We start from the raw sequence: 18,816 nt of genomic DNA on the forward strand, positions 1-18,816 counted from the left end.
CCGGCATTCAGAGTGTCACGCTGTCCTGGCGTCGATGCCGAAAGCTGTCTACGACACGCGTCACCCTGATTGCGCGCTGCACTCGGTTTGACCAGATCGGTGTGCCGGACGAAGGTTTGGCGCTATACGGCGACGACCTTCGGCGGAGTGGTGAAGCTCGTCGTCGCCTGTCCGATCGAAGCGCATGCCGCAGCGAAGCCTCGTCATTCGAATCAACCGGCTACCCGTGAGAAGCGCATGACCCAGTTCGTCTCCCACGTGGTCCCGCCATCGGCGGAGAACGCCTGCTCCCAGCGCGGCTCATCCAGGTTGCGCTTGTCCCAGGTGAAGCGGACCTTGATGTCGCGACCGTCCAGCACGTCGTCGGCGTAAAACAGCCCGATCGGACCGTCGAAGCGGCCCTTGACCGGCACGTCCAGTGCATGCGGCGCGCGGCTGTCCAGCCACCAGATCGCCCACAGGCCGCTCTTCGGATCGAAGGACCGCAGCGCCACTGCGCGATAGCGGCCCTCCGGGAGATCCAGCTCGTTGTCCTCGATGTTGCCCAGGCCGCCGAGGATCGGCCGTGTCGTGCAGCGGCCCTCGAAGGGGGTCCAGTCCTCGCAGCCGCTCAGGCGACGGTTGAGCCGGCTGTGATGCACGGCGTAGGCGCCGAATTCGAAGTCGAAGTCATCGGCGCCAGGATGTGCGGGCGTGTGCATGGGAAGCCTCGGGTCTCGTGGTCGACCAGCCCAGTTTCTGCGCGAGCCCGTCCAGTTCTGGCAGCAGACCCGGCGCGGTGCCGCGCCGTGCCGTGCCGTGCCGTGCCGTGCCGTGCCGTGCCGTGCCGTCTGGCGGCACGAGGGTCCTGCCGTCAGGGCTGGTGCGCGAGGGCGAAGTCCAGCGCCGCGCGCACGGCCACGACCTGCGCCTCGACGCATTCCTCCGGATTCGTCCGCGGGCTGTCGGGATACACCTCGGTGGTCGTGGTGAACGGCGCCCGCGTCACGCTCGCGCACAGGCCGGAGTTGCGGACGGGAAACTCGATGACGCCGCGGGCGCTCAGCGGCGCGCCGATGATGTGGCCGTCGGCGTCGGGCGGCGCGATGTGGGTCACCTGCTCCACGGCCGCGATGATCGCCTGCTGGAAGTCGAGCCGGGTCGTCTCGCTGTCGCCGACCAGGTAGAAGCCGTCGGGCACTTCCTCGGCTTCCAGCGGCTTGCCGTCGCGGGCCGCCAGCGCCAGGCGGAACTCCGTGATGTCGGTGTCCGTCGTCTCGTGCAGGTCAATGTGCAGCAGGAACCGGCCCGCGAAAGGCGTCAGCAGCTCGATCAGGGCCGAGGACTCCGCGGCTTCGCGGCGCGCGCCGAAGTTCCGGTTGGGATCGACCGCGTGATAGTTCCAGCGGCACACGCGCTCGTAGGCCCAGGGGCTGACGCAGGGCACGACGAGGACATTCACGCGATCGCCGAAGGCCTCGGCATGGTCCTCCGCGAAGCGCAGGGCGCCGAGCACGCCGCTGGTCTCGTAGCCGTGCACGCCGCCCGTCACCAGCGCCACCGGGCGCGACGGGTCCCATGCGCGGCTCTTCAACGCGAGCAGCGGATAGCTGTCGGCGCCGTAGGTCAACTGTCCGTAGCGCACGACCTCGAAGCGATCCGCCAGGGCTTCGACGCGTGGGACGACGTCGTCCTGATAACGCCGGGACACGACCTGGCGCTCACGCCAGGCGGTGCGTTCCGCGTCGCCCCAAGGGACGCCGGGAGTGCCGATGGGATAGAAGCGCGCTGTGCTCATGAATGCTCCGAATGCGGGGAGGGCCATCAAGAGGGCGAGTGTCTCCCATTCACGAGCGTCGACTATCCTGCGCCGTCATTGTTCAACCAGGAGCGGCAGGCATGAAGTACACCAAGCTGGGCAACACGGGGCTGGACGTCTCGCGGCTGTGCCTGGGATGCATGACCTTCGGGGCCGCCGACGTGGGCAACCACAGCTGGACGCTGGATCTCGACGCCTCGCGGCCGATCTTCCGCAAGGCGGTCGACAGCGGCATCACCTTCTTCGACACCGCCAACAGCTACTCCGGCGGCACGTCCGAGCAGATGGTGGGCGTGCTGCTCAAGGAGATGACGCGCCGCGAGGAGGTCGTGCTCGCGACCAAGATGTATTTCCCGTATGAGACCCCCGAGGGCGTCAAGCATCGCCGCGGCCTGTCGCGCAAGCAGGTGCTTGCCGAGATCGACGCGAGCCTGGCGCGCCTGGGCACCGACCATGTCGACCTGCTGCAGATCCACCGCTGGGATCACGACACGCCGATCGAGGAAACGATGTGCGCGCTGAACGACGTGGTGCGTTCGGGCCGGGCGCGTTACCTGGGCGCCTCGTCGATGTACGCGTGGCAGTTCGCCAAGGCGCAGGAGGTGGCGCGTCGCAACGGCTGGACGCCGTTCGTGAGCATGCAGAACCACGTCAACCTGCTGTACCGCGAGGAGGAGCGCGAGATGATCCCGCTCTGCGCCGACCAGGGCGTCGGGCTGATCCCGTGGAGCCCGATGGCGCGCGGCCGTCTCACGCGGCCGGCGGACGAGGCCACCCGGCGGTTGCAGACCGACGACGTCGGCAAGCGCCTCTACGACAGGTCGGGCGAGCAGGACCGGCCGGTCATCCAGGCCGTGCAGGACCTTGCGGCCCGGCGCGGCGCGAAGATGGCGCAGGTCGCACTGGCGTGGGTGCTCGCGAAGCCGCAGGTGACGGCGCCGATCATCGGCGCGTCGACCATCGGTCAGCTCGAGGACGCCGTGGGCGCGCTGGATCTGACGCTCGCCGCGGACGAGATCGCCGCGCTGGAGGCGCCCTACGTCCCGCACGCGATCAGCGGACACGAGTAAATCCGGGACGCGCGACCGGCAGGGTTGCGCTACCCTCGACGCTCCGAATCCGGCGCCCCGGTCCGATGGGGCGTGAGGGATTCCTGCAAGGAAAACAGGATGGATGCCGCACATCAGGCGCACGGGAGGCGCACGATCCTGCTCGTCGACGACGAGGCCGCACACCGGTACGCGTTGCGGCGCCGGCTGGAACTCGCCGGTTTCGATGTCATCGAGGCCCCGGACGGCGCGGAAGCGCTCCGGCAGGCCGTCGATGGTGCCGGCGTCGACGCGATCATCCTGGACGTCATGCTGCCCGACATCAGCGGCTTCGAGGTCTGCCGCCAGTTGCGCGCCTCCAAGTCGGCCGCGTCGGTCCCGATCATCCAGGTCTCCGGCATCCATGTCGCCGACCGGGACCTGGTCCATGGCCTCGAAAGCGGCGCTGACGCCTACCTCACCCGCCCGGTCGACGAGGACGTGCTGATCGCCAACCTGCATGCGCTGCTGCGGCGGCGCGACGTCCTGCGCGCGCTCTCCGCGGAGCTCGACCAGAAGCGCATCGACGAGGAGCGCGCGCGCGACCTGTTCCTCGCGATCCTCGGTCATGACCTGCGCAATCCGCTGGACGCGATCTCGATGAGCAGCCAGCTGCTGGCCAAGGCGCCGCCGTCCGCCGAGCTGACGCAGAAGATGGCGACCCGCATCACGGCGGCGTCGCGACGCATGACGCACATGCTCGACGACATCCAGGACTACGCCCGCAGCCGGCTCGGCGCCGACCTCATCCTGCGGCGCGCGCCGCAGCGCCTGGGTGGGCTGGCGACCGCGGCGATCGACGAGGCGCGCGGGGCCCATCCCGGGCTCGTCGTCGAACTGGTGCAATCGTCGCCCGACGACGGCTGGTGGGACGGCGACCGGCTGTCGCGCGTCATCGCCAATCTCCTGCGCAACGCCGTGGAGCATGGGGCCGTCGGCCGGCCCATCGTCGTGAGGACGGGCGCTCACGGAGATACCCGGCAGCTCTCCGTGCGCAATGAAGGCCGGCCGATCCCGGACGAGGTGCGGGGACGGCTCTTCGAGCCGATGGCCCATCGGACCACGGACGCGCCGGCGGCCAGCAACATGGGGCTGGGGCTCTTCGTGTGCCGCACGATCGTCGAGGCGCACGGCGGGCGCATCGGCGTCGAGACCGGCGACTCGGGGACCGAATTCCGGATCGAGCTCCCCGCGGCGCCGTCGGCGGCGGGAGCGACGGCAGGCCGCTGAGCTACCATCGGCCCATAGACCGTGAGGTTGTCATCCCGAAGTCCTTGCTTCGTTCGAGGGTCTCGAACGCGCCGCAAGTCCTCGCCGTGATCGCTTGGCGCTTCTGTTCGCGCCGCATGTCGTGGCGCGAAACGCGAGGAGTAGGGCAATGGCTGCACTGCAGGACCTGGAGACGCTCCGGGCGTCGCTGCGCACGTGCGTGGACGCACTTCACCGGCGCCGCGCCAGCGAGATCCCCGAACTGCTGATCGACCGGCTCGTGCGCCAGCGCTGGCTGGAATGGCGGGGTGGGGCGCTCTGCCTCACCGAGGACGGCGAGCGCATCTACTGGCAGGAGCTGGCGTGACCGCCGCACGGGCGGCGTCGTGCTGATCCGGACGCGTCTGGCCAACATCAGCGGCCTGCGGATCGATTCGTTTGATCTGGTGTTCGTGACGGCGCCGGCGACGGATGTCGGGGCGGTCATTTTTCAGCGGCCCGGGTTGCCGACGCGGAGGGTGCTCCACGTGGAGGGCGTCGCCGATGATCGCGAGGCGGCTGCGCAGGCGATCCGGAGAATGCTCGACCCGTCGCTGCTCAGCGACGGGTGGAAGCTGTGAGCCGGACTGGCGCGCCTGCGGAGAGGCTCGCCAGAGGACTCACTCAGTCGGCGTTCAGATGACGCGGATGCTGGAGGCTTGCGGGCCCTTCGGGCCGTCCTTGGTCTCGAACTCGACCTTGGCGCCTTCGGCCAGGGTGCGGAAGCCGCCCGAGCTCTGGATTTCGCTGTGGTGGGCGAACAGGTCCTTGGAGCCGTCGGTCGGGGTGATGAAGCCGAAGCCCTTGTCGTCGCTGAACCACTTCACGGTGCCGGTCTTGGTCGTCATGTTGTTTCCTTTGGAATGAATGACAGGAAAAACCCGGCGCACGGATGCGTGCCGGGACAGAGACACTCAAGAGCTTGCAGCGGGGGGGTGTTGCTGAAGCAGCCGCTCGCGAGGCGGGTCCGGAGAGGACCGGCGGGGGCTGCAGAGAAGACCTCAGAAGAAAGGTCTTGTGCGAATCTATCCAGCTAATGTAGCACGGATGAATGCCGTCCGACAGCCACGCGCTCACTTCGTTTTGTAATGGTCGTTGACGTAGGGCATCGGGATCCAGCGGTAGCCCTTGCCGTCTGCCTGCAGGTGGCCGACACCGGGGAAGGCGACGTGATCCCCCGCGACCCAGTAGCGACCCTTCAACGCATCGGCGAAGGCCAGCTTGCGCGTGGCCGCCGCGGCCTTCGGATCGACGTCGAAGGCGACGGTCACGTCGGGCCTGGGCAACTGGACATCGGCCACGTGGAGCAGGTCGCCCCAGAACACCAGCTTCTCGCCCTGGCTCTCCAGCACGTAGAAGCTGTGGCCCGGCGTATGGCCCGGCGCCGGCAATGAGCGGATGCCGGGGAAAAGCGTGGTCTCGCCGCTGAAGGTCTTCACCCGGCCCGCGTCGACGTAGGGCTGGACCTTCGCCGCCGCCTGGTCGAAGTAGACCTTCAGCGCCTGCGGCGCGCGGTCGCGCTGGTCGGCGCCCAGCCAGTAGTCGAGTTCCTTGCGTTCGAGGTGCAGCGTCGCGTTCGGGAACCCCAGACGCGAGCCGTCCATCAGGCCGCCGGTGTGGTCCGTGTGGATGTGCGTGATGAGGATGTCGGTGATCTGCTCCGGCGCGTAGCCCGCGGCCTTGAGGCTGGCGCCGATCTTGTTGAGCTTGGGGCCGTAGAGCTCGCCCGTGCCGGCGTCCACCATCACCAGCCGGTCGCCGGCCTTGATCAGGAAAGCGTTGATCGAGGCCTCGACATCGGTGCCTTGATAGGTGCTGGCGAGTCGCGCCCCGACCTCGTCGGCGCTGAGGCCCTTCAGCACCTGCTGCGCTGGAATGGGCAGCGTTCCGTCGGACAGCGCGATCACTTCGAAGGCGCCGATCTTGAAATGCTGGTAGCCCGCCTGGATGTGGCTGAGCTGGGGCGCGTCGACGGCGCCCGCCGCGTGGGCGGCGGGCGGAACGGCAGCGAAGGCGGCGGCGATGGCCAGGGTCAGGGTGAGGAATGAACGAGTGGTCATGGTGTCGGGAAGTCGTCGTCGAGGTGAAGTGGCGATCAGGCTGGCCAATGCGGCGAGTCATCCATTGCGGCGATACCATGGAAGGCAGTCGCCCCGCGTGTCGAAGGCTTGAAGCCTGTGAACGAGGCGAAGCGTAGGGCGGGCGCGCCGGGAGGCGTGAGTCGTCAGATTCGATGGGAGGTATCGGAATCGTGGATATGAGACGTTCGGATCTGCATCTGCTGATCTCGCTGGACACCTTGCTCGACGAGCTCAACGTCACGCGCGCCGCGCAGCGCATGCACATCAGCCAGCCGACGCTGTCGGGCCATCTGGCCAAGCTGCGCGAGCTGTTCCAGGACCCGTTGCTGGTGCCCTCGGAGACCGGCCGCGGCATGGTCGCGACCGAGCGCGCGCTGGCGCTGCGCCCCGCGCTCGCGCAGGCGCTCTCGCAACTGCGCGAGGCCGTGGCGCAGCCGCACGACTTCGATCCGGCGACGTCGGCGCGCACCTTCACCGTCGCTGCGAACGACAGCGTGTTCACGATCCTGGCGCTCGACGTGATGGCCGAGGTGATGCGTCACGGCAATCCGGACCTGAAGATGGCCGTCGTGCCGCCCTACGACATCGGCATCGTCGAGCGCATGGCGCGCGGCGAGGTGGATCTCTACCTCGGCGACATCGACAAGATGCCGGAGACGCTCAAGGCGCGTTCCCTGTTGAGCGCCGATTTCGCGCTGGCGCAGCGGCGCGGCCATCCTCGCGGCAATCGGCCCCCCGACCTCGACGAGTACTGCCGGCTCGGGCACGTCATCGTGTCATCCAAGGGCGAGTTCTCCTCCTCGGTGGACGGCGTGCTCGGCAAGCTGGGCCGGCACCGCCGCGTCATGGCGGCGGTGCCCAGCTACAACCAGGTCGCGCTGGTGCTGTCGCAGACGGACCTCGTCACGACGCTGCCGCGACAGCTGCTGCAGCGCTACGAGTCCTTCGTCGACCTGCTCGAACTCCCGTTCGAGCTGGCGCCGTTCCGGCTCGCGATGGCGTGGCATCCGCGCGCGCAGAACGACGCCGCCGGGCGTTGGCTGCGGGACCGCTTCACTGCGGCCGGTACGTCACCTTGAGCTGATAGCTGCCGGCCGAGTACGCATAGACCAGCACGTACACATCGCCGTTGGCGGTCATCGTGACGCTGCAGCCCTCCGTCGCCGTCGACCCGTCCGACTTGCAGGTATAGGTGGACGTCGTCGGGACGGCGCTCTTGCGGACATACAGGTCGATGTCTCCGGTGCCGGTCGTGCTCGCCGCGAGGCTGCCGCCATTGGCGACCTTGAACGGGCCGAAGCTCTTGCTGGCGCCGCGCGCCAGGCTGCCGCTGAAGTTCTCGGTCCTGTCCGCCGGCGGTTGCGTGCCGGGGCCGTCGCTGCCCAGTTCCACCGCATACGCCGCGGCCATGCGCGCGAACTTCAGCGCGTGGTCGGCCTGGCTGCCCATGTTGGCGTAGGTGTCGTTGGCCGTGTGGATGTTGGGGTTGTCCGCGCTGAAGCTTGATTCGAAGGGCATGCTCGCGAAGAAGCCCTTGGCGTTCCACGACGCATGATCCGAGCACGCATAGCCGCAACGGTCCGTTCCCACGCGCAGCGTCGGAAGGTAGGTCGCGATCACGTTCGTGAGGAAGGTGTTCTGCGCGCTGTCCGTGTAGTCGGTGAAGATGTAGATGTCGTTGACGGCGCCCTTGTAGTTGGTCATGTCGAGCTGCAGCACGCCCACCACGTTGGTGTTGGCCGCGGCGAAGCTGTTGGCGATCTCCTGCGAGCCGCGCAGGCCGACTTCCTCGGCCGCATAAGCCATCAGCTTGATCGTGCGGCGCGGCTTGTAGTTCGCCTGCACCAGCGCGCGCAGCACTTCCGTCAGGCTCGCCACGCCGGAGGCGTCGTCGTCGGCGCCCGGCGCGCGCATCGTCTCGCCCGATCCGCCGGACTGGTTGATCGAGTCCAGGTGCGCGCCCATCACGATCACTTCGCTGCCGTTGTCGGAGCCCTGGATCGTCGCGATCACCGACTTCTGCGCCCAGCCCGCGTGGGTGAACTGCTCGACGGTGATGTCGCTGCGCCCGGCGCCCAGCGTCGTCCACCGCTGCTTGAGCCAGTTCGACGCCGCCACGCCGCTGCTGCTCGTGTAGTAGCGGTTGAGGTTGGCCGAGAGGTCGACGATGGTCTGGCCGATGTTGCTGGCCTGCATCTGCGACAGGATGGGCGTCACGACGGCCTGCTGGTCGATCGTGTAGTTCGGCCGCGTCGCGACCAAGGCGGCCGCCAGCCGCTGCGAGGCGCCCGGCGTGCTGTGGCGCTGCAGCGAGGCCAGGCCGGCCTCCTGGCTCGGGTGGTACATGTAGCCGCCGCAGCGGCGCAGCTCCTCGTGGATCGAGTGGCTCAGCGAGGCGAGCGCGTCCTCGTCGACCTCGACCAGATGGATGCCCTCGGGCCTGGCGGCGACGGACAACGCCGACGCGTCCTGCGCGGCGTCGGCCTTGACGCTGGCCACGGCGCGCGCGGCCGGGCGGTGTTTCTGCAACTGGGCCAGCGCGGCGTCGCCGAGGCTGATCCAGACCTTGTCGCCCGCGTAGGCGGGCGTGAGCGCGGCCAGGCCGACGCACACCGCGGTGATGGTGAGGAATGAACGCATGGGGTGTTCTCTCCGGAATCGTTCCAGGAATGGCGAAGCCGGCGCGCCGCGCAAGGCAGCGCGCCGGGATCGGTCAGTGATCGATCAAGCGGGGATCAATAGGTCCCGACCAGCGAGGCGCTGGTCACCGTCGCGTACGCGCTGACCAGCACGTAATACACGCCGGCCGTCGGTGCCGAGAAGGTGATCGTCTCGGCGTTGGTCGAGCCGATCGAGCGCTTGTCGTAGCTCGTGGTCGTCGGCGCCGAGCCGCGCTTGACGTAGAGGTCGCCGTCGCCCGAGCCGCCGGACAGCTTGATCGTCAGCGTGGTGCGGCCGGCCGGCACGGTGATGCTGTAGAGCTTGGTCGCGCCCTTGGCCAGCGAGATGCCGGTCACCGGCACGCCGCTGGTCAGCACCGTCGTGGTCGGCGGCGGGGTGGTGCCGCTGCAGCTCACGCCCACCGTGGCGAAGGCGGCGGTCACGTCGGCCTTCGCGTAGCCGCGGTTGGTCGCCGCCGTCTCCACGCCGCAGGCGCCCTGGTTGAAGGTGCTGTTGGCGGTCCAGTACAGGCGGTTGGCGTCGACCATCACCTCGAAGGCCTTGCGCGTGTTCCAGCCCGGCTTGGTCGCGAGCAGGTAGAACGCGCGGTTGTAGACGCCGCTCGAGTAGTGGACGTCCATGCCGCTGCGGTAGTCGGCGGCGTTGCCGATCGAGCTGCCGTCGCGGGTCGGATCGTCGAAGTAGCGCAGCGCGCCCGAGCCCTTGAAGATCTGCGCGCCGACCAGCCAGTCGTTGCTGCCGTTGTTGCGGTAGTACTCGGCGGCTTCGCCGGCCATGTCGGAGAAGGCTTCGTTCATGCCGCCCGACTGGCCGGAGTAGGTCAGGCCCGAGTTCTGCTCGGTGAAGCCGTGGCTCACCTCGTGCGCGGAGACGTCCAGCGACACCAGCGGATAGAAGGTGGTGCGGCCGTCGCCGAAGCTCATCGCCGTGCCGTCCCAGAACGCGTTCTCATAGTTGCTGCCGTAATGCACGCGCATGTACAGCGTGCCGGTCAGCGGACGGATGTTGAACCAGTCGCCGTACATCTTGAAGATGATCTCGCCGAAGTAGTGCGCGTCGTTCAGCGGCGAGTAGGCGCCGTTGATCTGCTTGTACTCGTTGCGCGAGCAGGTGAACTGGAAGGGCGTGTTGCTCGCGCCGGTGCTGCCGTTGAGGTTGACGGTGACGACGTTGCCGGAATTCATCTGGCAGGTGTCCGTCACCTTCAGGGGTGGGTAGTCGGTGCCGTACTCGTAGCGGCCGGTCTTGGCGTTGCCGCCGGGGCCGGTCGCGTCCTTGTGGGCCAGGCCTTCCCATCGCTCCAGCACCGCGCCGGTGGTGGCGTCGATCATGAAGTGCGGGCGGCTCGGCTGCTTGGCGTCGTGGCGCACGAAGGACACCAGGTAGAACAGCTGGGCCTTGTTGTTCTGGTTCAGCCGGACGTAGAGCTTGACCTGCTCGTTCTCGGTGATCGCGGCGTTGATGGCGCCCTTGGCCTGCGCCAGCGCCCCTTGCGCGGTCAGGCTGGCCTGCGCGGTGGGCAGGTCCTGCTGGATGTTGGCCAGCATGCTGCCGGAGAAGCGCGAGGCGCCCGCGTCGCTGCTCTCGACCACCCCTTCGCCCCACACCGGGACGCCCTGGTAGTACTGCTGGTGGCGCGTGACGACCTTGCCGCCGGCGTAAGCCTGGCTGCGCACGGCCTGCAGCTCGCCGGTCCCGAGTCCGAGCGCCGTGGCGGCGGACTGCGGCGCGGCGCTGGAGGCGCGCATCTGCGTGTTCACGGGGGAAGCGTCGTCGAGCAGGACGCGGTCTGCGGCGATCGCCTGGCAGGCGGCGGTGGCCGCGGCGGCGAGGATGCTGGCGCGAATGGCGCGCTGGATGAATGCCTGTGTGGAAACGTTAGACATAAGCCTCTTTCTTTCGTGATGGATCGATCAGATCTCCCGAAGAAATGGCCGTGCTCGCTCAGGTAGGAACGGGACGGCCCCCTCTGTGCGCGACCCAGTGGTGGGGCCGTGTCAGATGTTCTTGGAGGTGCGGCTGGCGCCGCGTCCCGAGGTGTCGCCGGGTGCCCCGGAGGTCCCGAGGTCAGGTCTTGTGTGTCCGGACGACTGGGCGAATGTAGGGGCATCGCGGGCCGGTTCGGACTGTCAGGCCTTACAGGCGGTGTAACCCTTGCAACGAAGTTTTTGGGCACGCCAGTGGCTGGCAGGCGCGCGATAGGCGAGGATCCGCCTCACCGCGACCCCGATCCAGAGGACATGCTGGAAACCGGGGACGTATCAGGAGACGCACACCATGACGCCCATGGAGACGAAGCCCATGCACACCGCCGCCGATGTCGATCCGGCCCGCGCCGACCTGGCCTCCGGGTGGCGCACCCACGAGGTCGCCAATCAGGTCGACGAGCTCAGCGGCTACTCGCTGCTCGACACCGATCCGGCGCTGAAGGAGGCGCTCGCGCGCGCCGGCGCCGAGGCCTTCGTGCCGGGCCTGGACGCGTACGCGACCGAGTTGGGGCGTCCCGAGACCTACGCGATCGCCGAGCGCATCAACCGCGTCACGCCGACGCTGGACAGCTTCGACAAGCGAGGCCGCCGCATCGACCGCGTCGAATTCGACGCCGGCTGGCACGAACTGCTCGCGATGTACCGCCATGCGGACCTGGTCGCGATGCCGTTCCGCGACGAGCGTCCCGGCCGATGGGCGGCATGGGCTGCGGGTTTCTACCTGCACGGGCAGGTCGAGGCCGGCACGTTGTGTCCCGCGACGATGACGCAGGCGAGCATCCCGGTGCTGCGCCGCGAGCCGCAGTTGTGGGACGCGTTGCGCGATCAGTTGTTCAGCACCGCGTACGACGGGCGAGACCTGCCCTTCGCGCAGAAGCGCTCGATCTGGCTCGGCATGGGCATGACGGAGAAGCAGGGCGGGTCGGACGTGCGCGCCAACACGACGCGCGCCGAGCCGGTCGCGCACGCGGGCGGGGGCGCCGGCGGCCGCGGCGGCGAGTACCGCCTCACGGGGCACAAGTGGTTCTTCTCCGCGCCGATGTGCGACGCGCACCTGGTCGTCGCCAAGACGCCGGATGGCGCGCCGGGCTGTTTCTTCGTGCCGCGCTGGCGGCCCGACGGGACCAAGAACGCGGTCCACGTGCAGCGCCTCAAGGACAAGGTGGGCAACCGCAGCAACAGCAGCTCGGAGGTCGAGTTCCAGGACGCCTACGGCGTGCTGATGGGCGAGGAGGGTCGTGGCATCCCGACCATCATCGAGATGGCGACCTACACGCGCCTGAACTGCGTCGTCGGCAGCGCGGCGATGCTGCGGCAGGCGCTCGTGCAGGCGCTGCACTACACGCGGCACCGCCGGGCTTTCGGCAAGCGGCTCGTGGAGCAGCCGCTGATGCGCGCGGTGCTGGCGGACCTCGCGCTCGAGAGCGAGGCCGCCATGCAGCTGAGCCTGCGTCTGGCGCACGCCTTCGAGCACCAGGACGACCCGCGCGAGCGCACCTGGATGCGGCTGGTCACGCCGGCGGCGAAGTTCTGGGTCTGCAAGCGCGCGGTCGAGCTCACCGGCGAGGCCATGGAAGTCCTCGGCGGCAACGGCTACATCGACGACGGCATCATGGGACGCTTGTACCGGGAGGCGCCGGTGAACTCGATCTGGGAAGGCTCGGGCAACGTGATGTGCCTGGATGTGATGCGCGCCGTCGCGCGCGATCCGCAGGCCTTCCTGGTGTTGCTCGACGAGCTCGAGGCGGACGTCGGCGATGAGCGCGCGCTGCGCGCCGAGCTCGATGCGTTGCGCGGTCTTCTGGTCACGCCGCCGGAGCAGCTGGAAGCGCTGGGGCGCCGCTTCGCGACGCGCCTGGTGCTGCTGGTCCAGGCCGCGCTGCTGCGCCAGCGCTCACCCGGCTTCGTCGCGGACGCGTTCGTCGCCAGCCGGTTCGATCCGCAATGGGGCGCCGTCGCCGGCACGATCGACACGCGTACCGTCAGCGTCGATGCGCTGTTGCAGAGAGCCTTCCCCGCGTGACCTAAACTTGCCCGCTTTCGTTGCTCTCGGGGGCGTTGGCCCCAACGCTGTTTTGGACAAGATCCTGCTCCAGATTGCCGCCGAACTGAAAGTCCGTCCGGCTCAAGTCAACGCGGCCGTGGAACTGCTCGATGGCGGCGCCACCGTCCCGTTCATCGCCCGCTACCGCAAGGAGGCCACCGACGGCCTCGATGACATCCAGCTGCGCGAACTCGAGGCGCGCCTGAGCTATCTGCGCGAGCTCGAGGACCGCCGCGAGGCCGTGCTCAAGAGCATCGAGGAGCAGGGCAAGCTGACGCCCGAACTCGCCGCCGCCATCGCCGCCGCGCCGACCAAGCAGGAGCTGGAGGACCTCTACCTCCCGTACAAGCAGAAGCGCCGCACCAAGGGCTTGATCGCGCGCGAGGCCGGCCTGGAGCCGCTCGCCGACAAGCTCTTCGCCGATCCGTCGCTGGATCCGATGACCGAAGCCGTCGCCTTCCTCAATCCCGATGCCGGCTTCGCCGATGCCTTCGCGGTGCTGGACGGCGTGCGCGACCTGCTGTCCGAGCGCTGGGCCGAGGACGCCCTGCTCATCGGCAAGCTGCGCGAATGGCTGTGGGAGGAGGGGCTCTTCAAGTCCAGGCTGATGGACGGCAAGGACGAGAACCACCCCGACATCTCCAAGTTCCGCGACTACTTCGACTACGCCGAGCCCATCCGCACCGTGCCCTCGCACCGCGCGCTGGCCGTCTTCCGCGGGCGCACGCAGGAATTCCTCGATGCCAAGCTGGCGCTCGACGAAGAGGTCGTCCTCGGCCAGCCGTCGCTCGCCGAAGGCCGCATCGCGCGCCACCTCGGCTGGAGCCATGCCAAGCGCGCCGGCGACGAACTGATCCGCAAGACCGTCGCCTGGACCTGGAAGGTCAAGCTCTCGCTGAGCCTGGAGCGCGATCTCTTCGGGCGCCTGCGGGAAGAAGCCGAGAAGGTCGCCACCAAGGTCTTCGCCGAGAACCTGCGCGACCTGCTGCTGGCCGCCCCGGCCGGCAAGCGCGTCGTCATGGGCCTGGACCCGGGCATCCGCACCGGCGTGAAGGTCGCCGTCGTCAGCGACACCGGCCGCGTGCTGGACACCTCGACGGTCTATCCGCATGAGCCCAAGCGCGACTGGGAGGGCTCGATCCACACGCTGGGCCGGCTGTGCGCCACGCACGGCGTCAACCTCATCGCGATCGGCAACGGCACCGCCTCGCGCGAGACCGACAAGCTCGCCGCCGACCTGATCAAGCGCATCCAGTCGATGGCGCCCGACACGGTCATCGACAAGGTCGTCGTCAGCGAGGCCGGCGCGTCGGTGTACTCGGCGTCCGAATTCGCGTCCAAGGAACTGCCTGACCTGGACGTGTCGCTGCGCGGCGCCGTGTCGATCGCGCGCCGACTGCAGGATCCGCTGGCCGAGCTGGTGAAGATCGATCCGAAGTCGATCGGCGTCGGCCAGTACCAGCACGACGTCAACCAGAGCGAGCTCGCGCGCACCTTGGACACGGTGGTCGAAGACTGCGTGAACTCCGTCGGTGTCGACCTGAACACGGCGTCCGCGCCCTTGCTGTCGCGCGTGTCGGGCCTGTCGGCGAGCGTGGCGAACTCGATCGTGCGCTGGCGCGACGCCAATGGCGCGTTCCGCAATCGCCAGCAACTGCTGGACGTCACCGGCCTCGGCCCGAAGACCTTCGAGCAGGCGGCCGGTTTCCTGCGCATCCGCGACGGCGACAACCCGCTGGACGTCAGCGGCGTGCATCCCGAGACCTACCCGGTCATCCAGCGCATCCTGGCGAAGGTCGATCGGCCCATCGCCGACGTGATGGGCAAGTCCGATGTCATCCGCGCGCTGAAGCCGGAGGCCTTTGCCGACGAGCGCTTCGGTGCGATCACGGTCAAGGACATCCTCGGCGAGCTGGAGAAGCCCGGACGCGATCCGCGCCCGGACTTCAAGGTCGCGCGCTTCAACGACGGTGTCGAGGACCTCAAGGACCTGAAGGAGGGCATGGTGCTGGAGGGCACGGTGTCCAACGTCGCGCAGTTCGGGGCCTTCGTCGACCTGGGCGTGCACCAGGACGGACTGGTCCACGTCAGCCAGCTGGCCAACAAGTTCGTCAACGATGCGCGCGAGGTGGTCAAGACCGGCGACATCGTCAAGGTGAAGGTGCTGGAGATCGACTTGGCGCGCAAGCGCATTTCGTTGACCATGAAGCTCGATGCGCAGGCGCCGCGCGGCGGTTCCAAGCCCGACAACAGCTTCCGTCCGGCCAATCGCAACGAGCGAGCGGGCGGTGCTCGCCCGTCCGGCGCGCGTGACGCCCAGCCGACGGGCGGCAACGCGATGGCTGCGGCCTTCGCCAAGCTCAAGCGCTGACGACCTCGGTGCCTCGGATCGGGACGACCGGGGCCCCTTTTCGGAGGTCAAGACACCGTTCTAAGCGTCAAGTCTCTTCAAGCGAAATTTGGTGGGGATTGAAGGGCTTCTTGGACTTGAGCACACCGTAGACGATGGCCAGTAGCTTGTGCATGCAGGCCTCGACGATCAGCTTGCCGGGCTTGTTTTGAGCCTTCAGGCGCTGCCAGAACCTCGCAATCAACGGGTTGTGCTTCCCTGCCACCATGGCGGGGAAGTACAGGCAATGCTTGAGGGCGCGGTGCCCTTGCGGGCTGGTGCCTCGCCGCTTGTTGAGCGATACACCCGATTGCCGGACCATGGGTGACAGGCGGGCATAGGCGGTCAGCGCCTTGACGTTTTTGAAGCGTTCTGGCCGACCAATGTAGGCCAGCAACTGCGGAATCGTCCGCTCGCCCAATCCCGGGATGGTGTCCAGCAGAGCGTTGCGTTCGCGCAGATCCGGGTCATCGTCGATGGTCTGCTTGATCTGCGCCTTCACATCGGCGATGGAAGCTCAATGAAGCGCTTCACCCGCATCGGATTGACGACGGAGAGCCGCAACTCGTGATCGTGCAGATACAGCGCCAGCGCCTCGTGATACGCACCAGTGGCCTCGATGCAGATATGCACCTGGCTGCGGCCGCCCACAGCTGAATCGCCCAGCCACACCAGCAACGCCGAGAAGCCAGAAGGCTTGTTGGGAAACACCTTGGAGCGGTACTTCCCCCCTTCTTCCATCAGCGCGACGTCCAACTTGGCCTTGCTGACATCCACTCCCACCATCGAAGTCATGACGAACCTCCTCGATGAGTGCGCCTATTCGACATGCGCATCCTGATACGCGAGGTCGCCGCCGGTCAAACACCGGCGGCGCCCCAAGACACCGTTCGAGCTACAGCGTCGAATCCGACCAGCGTGCCCCACTCTTAACTTCGGGATAGAACCCAGGAAGGAATACAGGGTCACGCGGCGGGCTCCCATCAGCGCGAAGGGAGCAAGATGGAAAGTATCAGGAGGGAATTCGCTTGCCGGGAGGCAAGCGAAGGAGGGACACGGAGAAAAGGGGCCCCGGTTGTCCTGATCTCGCTCCGTCGTCGCCATCCGCGGCGCCGATTCGCATTTGATCCCACTTTTTTCGCGGCTGGTCGCACCTGAGGTGTCGAAACGGGCGGCGTACGGCTACGCTGCGCGCCGTTTACCGTCAAAGACAAAAGTCGACAGACCTGCAAGGTGTCGACACCAAATCCTCGGGAGTTTCCTTGAAGACCCACGCCATCGCCAGGGCCTGTGCCCTTGTCTGCCTGACTGCTGTGCCTGCTGCCGTGTGGGCGCAGGACGCCCCGCCGGGGATGGGCAATGAGTCGACGTCGGGCAAGCGGCTGGACCGCGTGGAGATCACTGGCCGGAACACCGATTCCGAGCTGCGCCGCCGCGCACCGGTGGCCAAGCAGATCTACGGCCGCGACGAGCTCGACAAGTACGGCGACACGAGCGTCGCCGACGTGCTCAAGCGACTGCCCGGTGTGAACGTGTCCGACGGCGCGCCGCGCATGCGCGGGCTGGGCTCGGGCTACACGCTGATCCTGATCAACGGTGATCCGGCGCCGCCCGGCTTCAAGCTGGACCAGCTGGATCCTGCGCAGGTCGAACGCATCGAGATCACCAAGGGTCCCAGTGCCGACCAGAGCGCGCAGGCCGTCGCCGGCGCGATCAACATCATCCTGAAGGAAGCGCCGAAGATGTCGCAGCGCGACCTGCGCGTCGGGGCTGGCTACAACATCAACCACCCGGTGCCGTCCGCCACTTTCACCTACGGCGAGCGCTTCGGACCGGTGTCGGTGTCCGTGCCGCTGTCGGCGTTCCAGTGGCTGCAGGAGATGAAGTCGACCACCGAGCGCCCCGGCACCGACCAGAACGACCAGCCGGTCGTCGCGTCACAGCACGGGAAGATGCGCAACTGGGGGCATGGGTTCAACTCGGCGCCGCGCGCGAGCTGGAAGCTCAGCGACGACGAGATCGTGTCGCTGCAGGGCTTCGCGCAGAAGGGCTTCTGGAACAACTCGGTCCGCCTGACGCCGGATGGCAGCTACAAGACGCCGCGCCTGGACGACGACAGCGACAACCAGGGCACCTGGCAGATGCTGCGCGCCAACCTGCAATGGAACAACCGCTTCAGCGAGACGCAGAAGTGGGAGCTCAAGGCCGGCGTGCAGGACGCGAAGAACCACATCGAGAACCGCACGCTGAATGCGCAGGCGCCGGTCGACGCGCTGCTCGACAGCCGCGACCGCAGCCTCACGCAGGCCGGCAAGTACAGCCAGATCCTGGGCGACGAGCACACGCTGACCGTCGGCTGGGACTTCGAGTTCCGCAAGCGCGACGAGGTCCGCGACACCACCGTGAATGGCCAGGACCAGCTCCCCGCGCTGAACGGCGAGAACTTCGGCGCGCGCATCCGCCGCCAGGCCTTCTTCGTGCAGGACGAGTGGGAGATCAACCCGCAGTGGTCGACCTACTTCGGCCTGCGCCATGAACAGATCGTGACCACCAGCCGCGGCGTCGGCACCGACGCGCGCAACAGCTCCAGCGTGCTGTCGCCGCTGTGGCACCTGACCTACAAGCTCGATCCGAAGGGGCGCGACATGATCCGCGCCAGCCTGACCCGCAGCTACAAGGCGCCCGAGCTGACGCAGATGCTGGGCCGCTACACGCTCAACAGCAAGTTCCCGGCGGCGGGCCAGACCAACGACGAGCTCAACCCCGACCGCGTCGGCAATCCCGCGCTGAAGCCCGAACTGGCCACCGGCCTGGACATCGCCTATGAGAAATACCTCACCGGCGGCAGCCTCTTCAGCGTCGGCGTCTTCCACCGCAACATCAGCCAACTGATCCGCAACGTCGTCACGCTGGACGCGCCGACGGCGCTGGTGCCGGTGTCGCGCTACGTGATCCGCCCCACCAACTTCTCGAGCGCCACCACCACCGGCATCGAGATGGAACTCAAGGGCCGCGCCGGCGAGCTCTTCCCGTCGCTGTTCGAGCCCAAGCTGCCGCTGAACCTGCGCAGCTCGGTGAGCGTCTATCAGTCGCGCGTGAAGTCGGTCTCCGGCCCGGACAACCGCCTCGATCAGCAGCAGCCGTGGACGGCCAACCTCGGCTTCGACTACCGCTTCAGCGCGGTGCCGGTCACCACCGGCGCCAACCTGAACTACACGCCGGTCTACACGGTGCGGCAGACCGACCGCCAGAGCGTGGAGTACTCGCGCAACCGCGGGTTGGACGTCTTCGCCCAGTGGACCGTCAATCCGAAGACCTCGGTGCGCTTCTCGGCCAATAATCTCTTCCCGCTCGACGCGCGGGCCGAGACCACGCTGGCCGGCGGCGACTACTACGCCACCGGTCGCGGGCTGAAGCCCTGGTTCCAGCTGAATCTGGAAATGAAGCTCTGATCCCTCCGCGAGGGATCGGCTGACCGGCCGCGTCGGGCGCCTCCGT

The 18,816-nt window shown here is 67.9% G+C and carries 16 protein-coding genes; 8 read left to right on the forward strand and 8 right to left on the reverse strand.

The window, feature by feature from the left end:
• Positions 1 to 212 precede the first annotated feature (212 nt).
• A complete protein-coding gene (locus AC07O8_RS07270) occupies positions 213 to 701 on the reverse strand; it encodes a DUF1579 domain-containing protein (RefSeq protein ID WP_495047390.1) in 489 nt (162 codons plus the stop codon).
• A 152-nt stretch (positions 702 to 853) separates the two neighbouring features.
• Positions 854 to 1,777 carry a M14 family metallopeptidase gene (locus AC07O8_RS07275; RefSeq protein ID WP_495047391.1) on the reverse strand — a complete coding sequence of 308 codons (924 nt, stop codon included), beginning with the start codon at positions 1,775 to 1,777 and terminating at the stop codon, positions 854 to 856.
• 101 nt (positions 1,778 to 1,878) lie between these two features.
• Here AC07O8_RS07275 and AC07O8_RS07280 point away from each other — a divergent pair, with 101 nt between their 5' ends.
• From AC07O8_RS07280 to AC07O8_RS07295, 4 genes are all read left to right on the forward strand, one after another.
• The gene (locus tag AC07O8_RS07280) at positions 1,879 to 2,868 is read left to right on the forward strand and encodes an aldo/keto reductase (RefSeq protein WP_495047392.1); all 990 of its coding nucleotides are present in this window, start codon (positions 1,879 to 1,881) and stop codon (positions 2,866 to 2,868) included.
• A gap of 99 nt (positions 2,869 to 2,967) precedes the next feature.
• Entirely contained in the window at positions 2,968 to 4,116 is a 1,149-nt protein-coding gene (locus AC07O8_RS07285) for a hybrid sensor histidine kinase/response regulator (RefSeq protein ID WP_495047393.1), read from the forward strand.
• 148 nt (positions 4,117 to 4,264) lie between these two features.
• Positions 4,265 to 4,462: a hypothetical protein gene (locus AC07O8_RS07290; RefSeq protein ID WP_495047394.1), complete on the forward strand. Its 198-nt coding sequence runs from the start codon at positions 4,265 to 4,267 to the stop codon at positions 4,460 to 4,462.
• A 19-nt stretch (positions 4,463 to 4,481) separates the two neighbouring features.
• On the forward strand, positions 4,482 to 4,715 hold the full coding sequence (locus AC07O8_RS07295; RefSeq protein WP_495047395.1) for a hypothetical protein: 234 nt from the start codon (positions 4,482 to 4,484) through the stop codon (positions 4,713 to 4,715).
• Between the two features lie 54 nt (positions 4,716 to 4,769).
• Here AC07O8_RS07295 and AC07O8_RS07300 read toward each other — a convergent pair whose 3' ends face one another.
• On the reverse strand, positions 4,770 to 4,982 hold the full coding sequence (locus AC07O8_RS07300; RefSeq protein WP_331615178.1) for a cold-shock protein: 213 nt from the start codon (positions 4,980 to 4,982) through the stop codon (positions 4,770 to 4,772).
• A 225-nt stretch (positions 4,983 to 5,207) separates the two neighbouring features.
• Positions 5,208 to 6,194, reverse strand: a complete 987-nt coding sequence (locus tag AC07O8_RS07305) for an MBL fold metallo-hydrolase (protein ID WP_495047396.1) — start codon at positions 6,192 to 6,194, stop codon at positions 5,208 to 5,210.
• A 197-nt stretch (positions 6,195 to 6,391) separates the two neighbouring features.
• On the opposite strand from AC07O8_RS07305, the gene AC07O8_RS07310 reads away from it, so the two are divergent.
• Positions 6,392 to 7,294 (forward strand): LysR family transcriptional regulator, encoded by a 903-nt coding sequence (locus tag AC07O8_RS07310; protein ID WP_495047397.1) that lies wholly within the window; start codon positions 6,392 to 6,394, stop codon positions 7,292 to 7,294.
• Here AC07O8_RS07310 and AC07O8_RS07315 read toward each other — a convergent pair.
• On the reverse strand, positions 7,269 to 8,855 hold the full coding sequence (locus AC07O8_RS07315; RefSeq protein WP_495047398.1) for a M20/M25/M40 family metallo-hydrolase: 1,587 nt from the start codon (positions 8,853 to 8,855) through the stop codon (positions 7,269 to 7,271). The two genes, AC07O8_RS07310 and AC07O8_RS07315, sit on opposite strands and share 26 nt — an antisense overlap.
• Positions 8,856 to 8,950: 95 nt before the next feature.
• Positions 8,951 to 10,783 (reverse strand): M4 family metallopeptidase, encoded by a 1,833-nt coding sequence (locus tag AC07O8_RS07320; RefSeq protein WP_495047399.1) that lies wholly within the window; start codon positions 10,781 to 10,783, stop codon positions 8,951 to 8,953.
• A 415-nt stretch (positions 10,784 to 11,198) separates the two neighbouring features.
• On the opposite strand from AC07O8_RS07320, the gene AC07O8_RS07325 reads away from it, so the two are divergent.
• Both AC07O8_RS07325 and AC07O8_RS07330 read left to right on the forward strand, forming a co-directional pair.
• The gene (locus AC07O8_RS07325) at positions 11,199 to 12,908 is read left to right on the forward strand and encodes an acyl-CoA dehydrogenase family protein (RefSeq protein WP_495047615.1); all 1,710 of its coding nucleotides are present in this window, start codon (positions 11,199 to 11,201) and stop codon (positions 12,906 to 12,908) included.
• A gap of 52 nt (positions 12,909 to 12,960) precedes the next feature.
• Positions 12,961 to 15,300, forward strand: coding sequence for a Tex family protein (locus AC07O8_RS07330; protein WP_495047400.1), 2,340 nt, complete (start codon positions 12,961 to 12,963; stop codon positions 15,298 to 15,300).
• A 67-nt stretch (positions 15,301 to 15,367) separates the two neighbouring features.
• Here AC07O8_RS07330 and AC07O8_RS07335 read toward each other — a convergent pair whose 3' ends face one another.
• Entirely contained in the window at positions 15,368 to 15,820 is a 453-nt protein-coding gene (locus AC07O8_RS07335) for a transposase (protein ID WP_495047401.1), read from the reverse strand.
• Positions 15,817 to 16,113: an IS110 family transposase gene (locus tag AC07O8_RS07340; protein ID WP_495047402.1), complete on the reverse strand. Its 297-nt coding sequence runs from the start codon at positions 16,111 to 16,113 to the stop codon at positions 15,817 to 15,819. Before AC07O8_RS07340 ends, AC07O8_RS07335 begins: the two co-directional genes overlap by 4 nt.
• Before the next feature lie 518 nt (positions 16,114 to 16,631).
• On the opposite strand from AC07O8_RS07340, the gene AC07O8_RS07345 reads away from it, so the two are divergent.
• On the forward strand, positions 16,632 to 18,770 hold the full coding sequence (locus AC07O8_RS07345; RefSeq protein WP_495047403.1) for a TonB-dependent receptor plug domain-containing protein: 2,139 nt from the start codon (positions 16,632 to 16,634) through the stop codon (positions 18,768 to 18,770).
• Positions 18,771 to 18,816: the final 46 nt, after the last annotated feature.

This window comes from Roseateles sp. GW821-FHT09G09 (genome assembly GCF_059415965.1).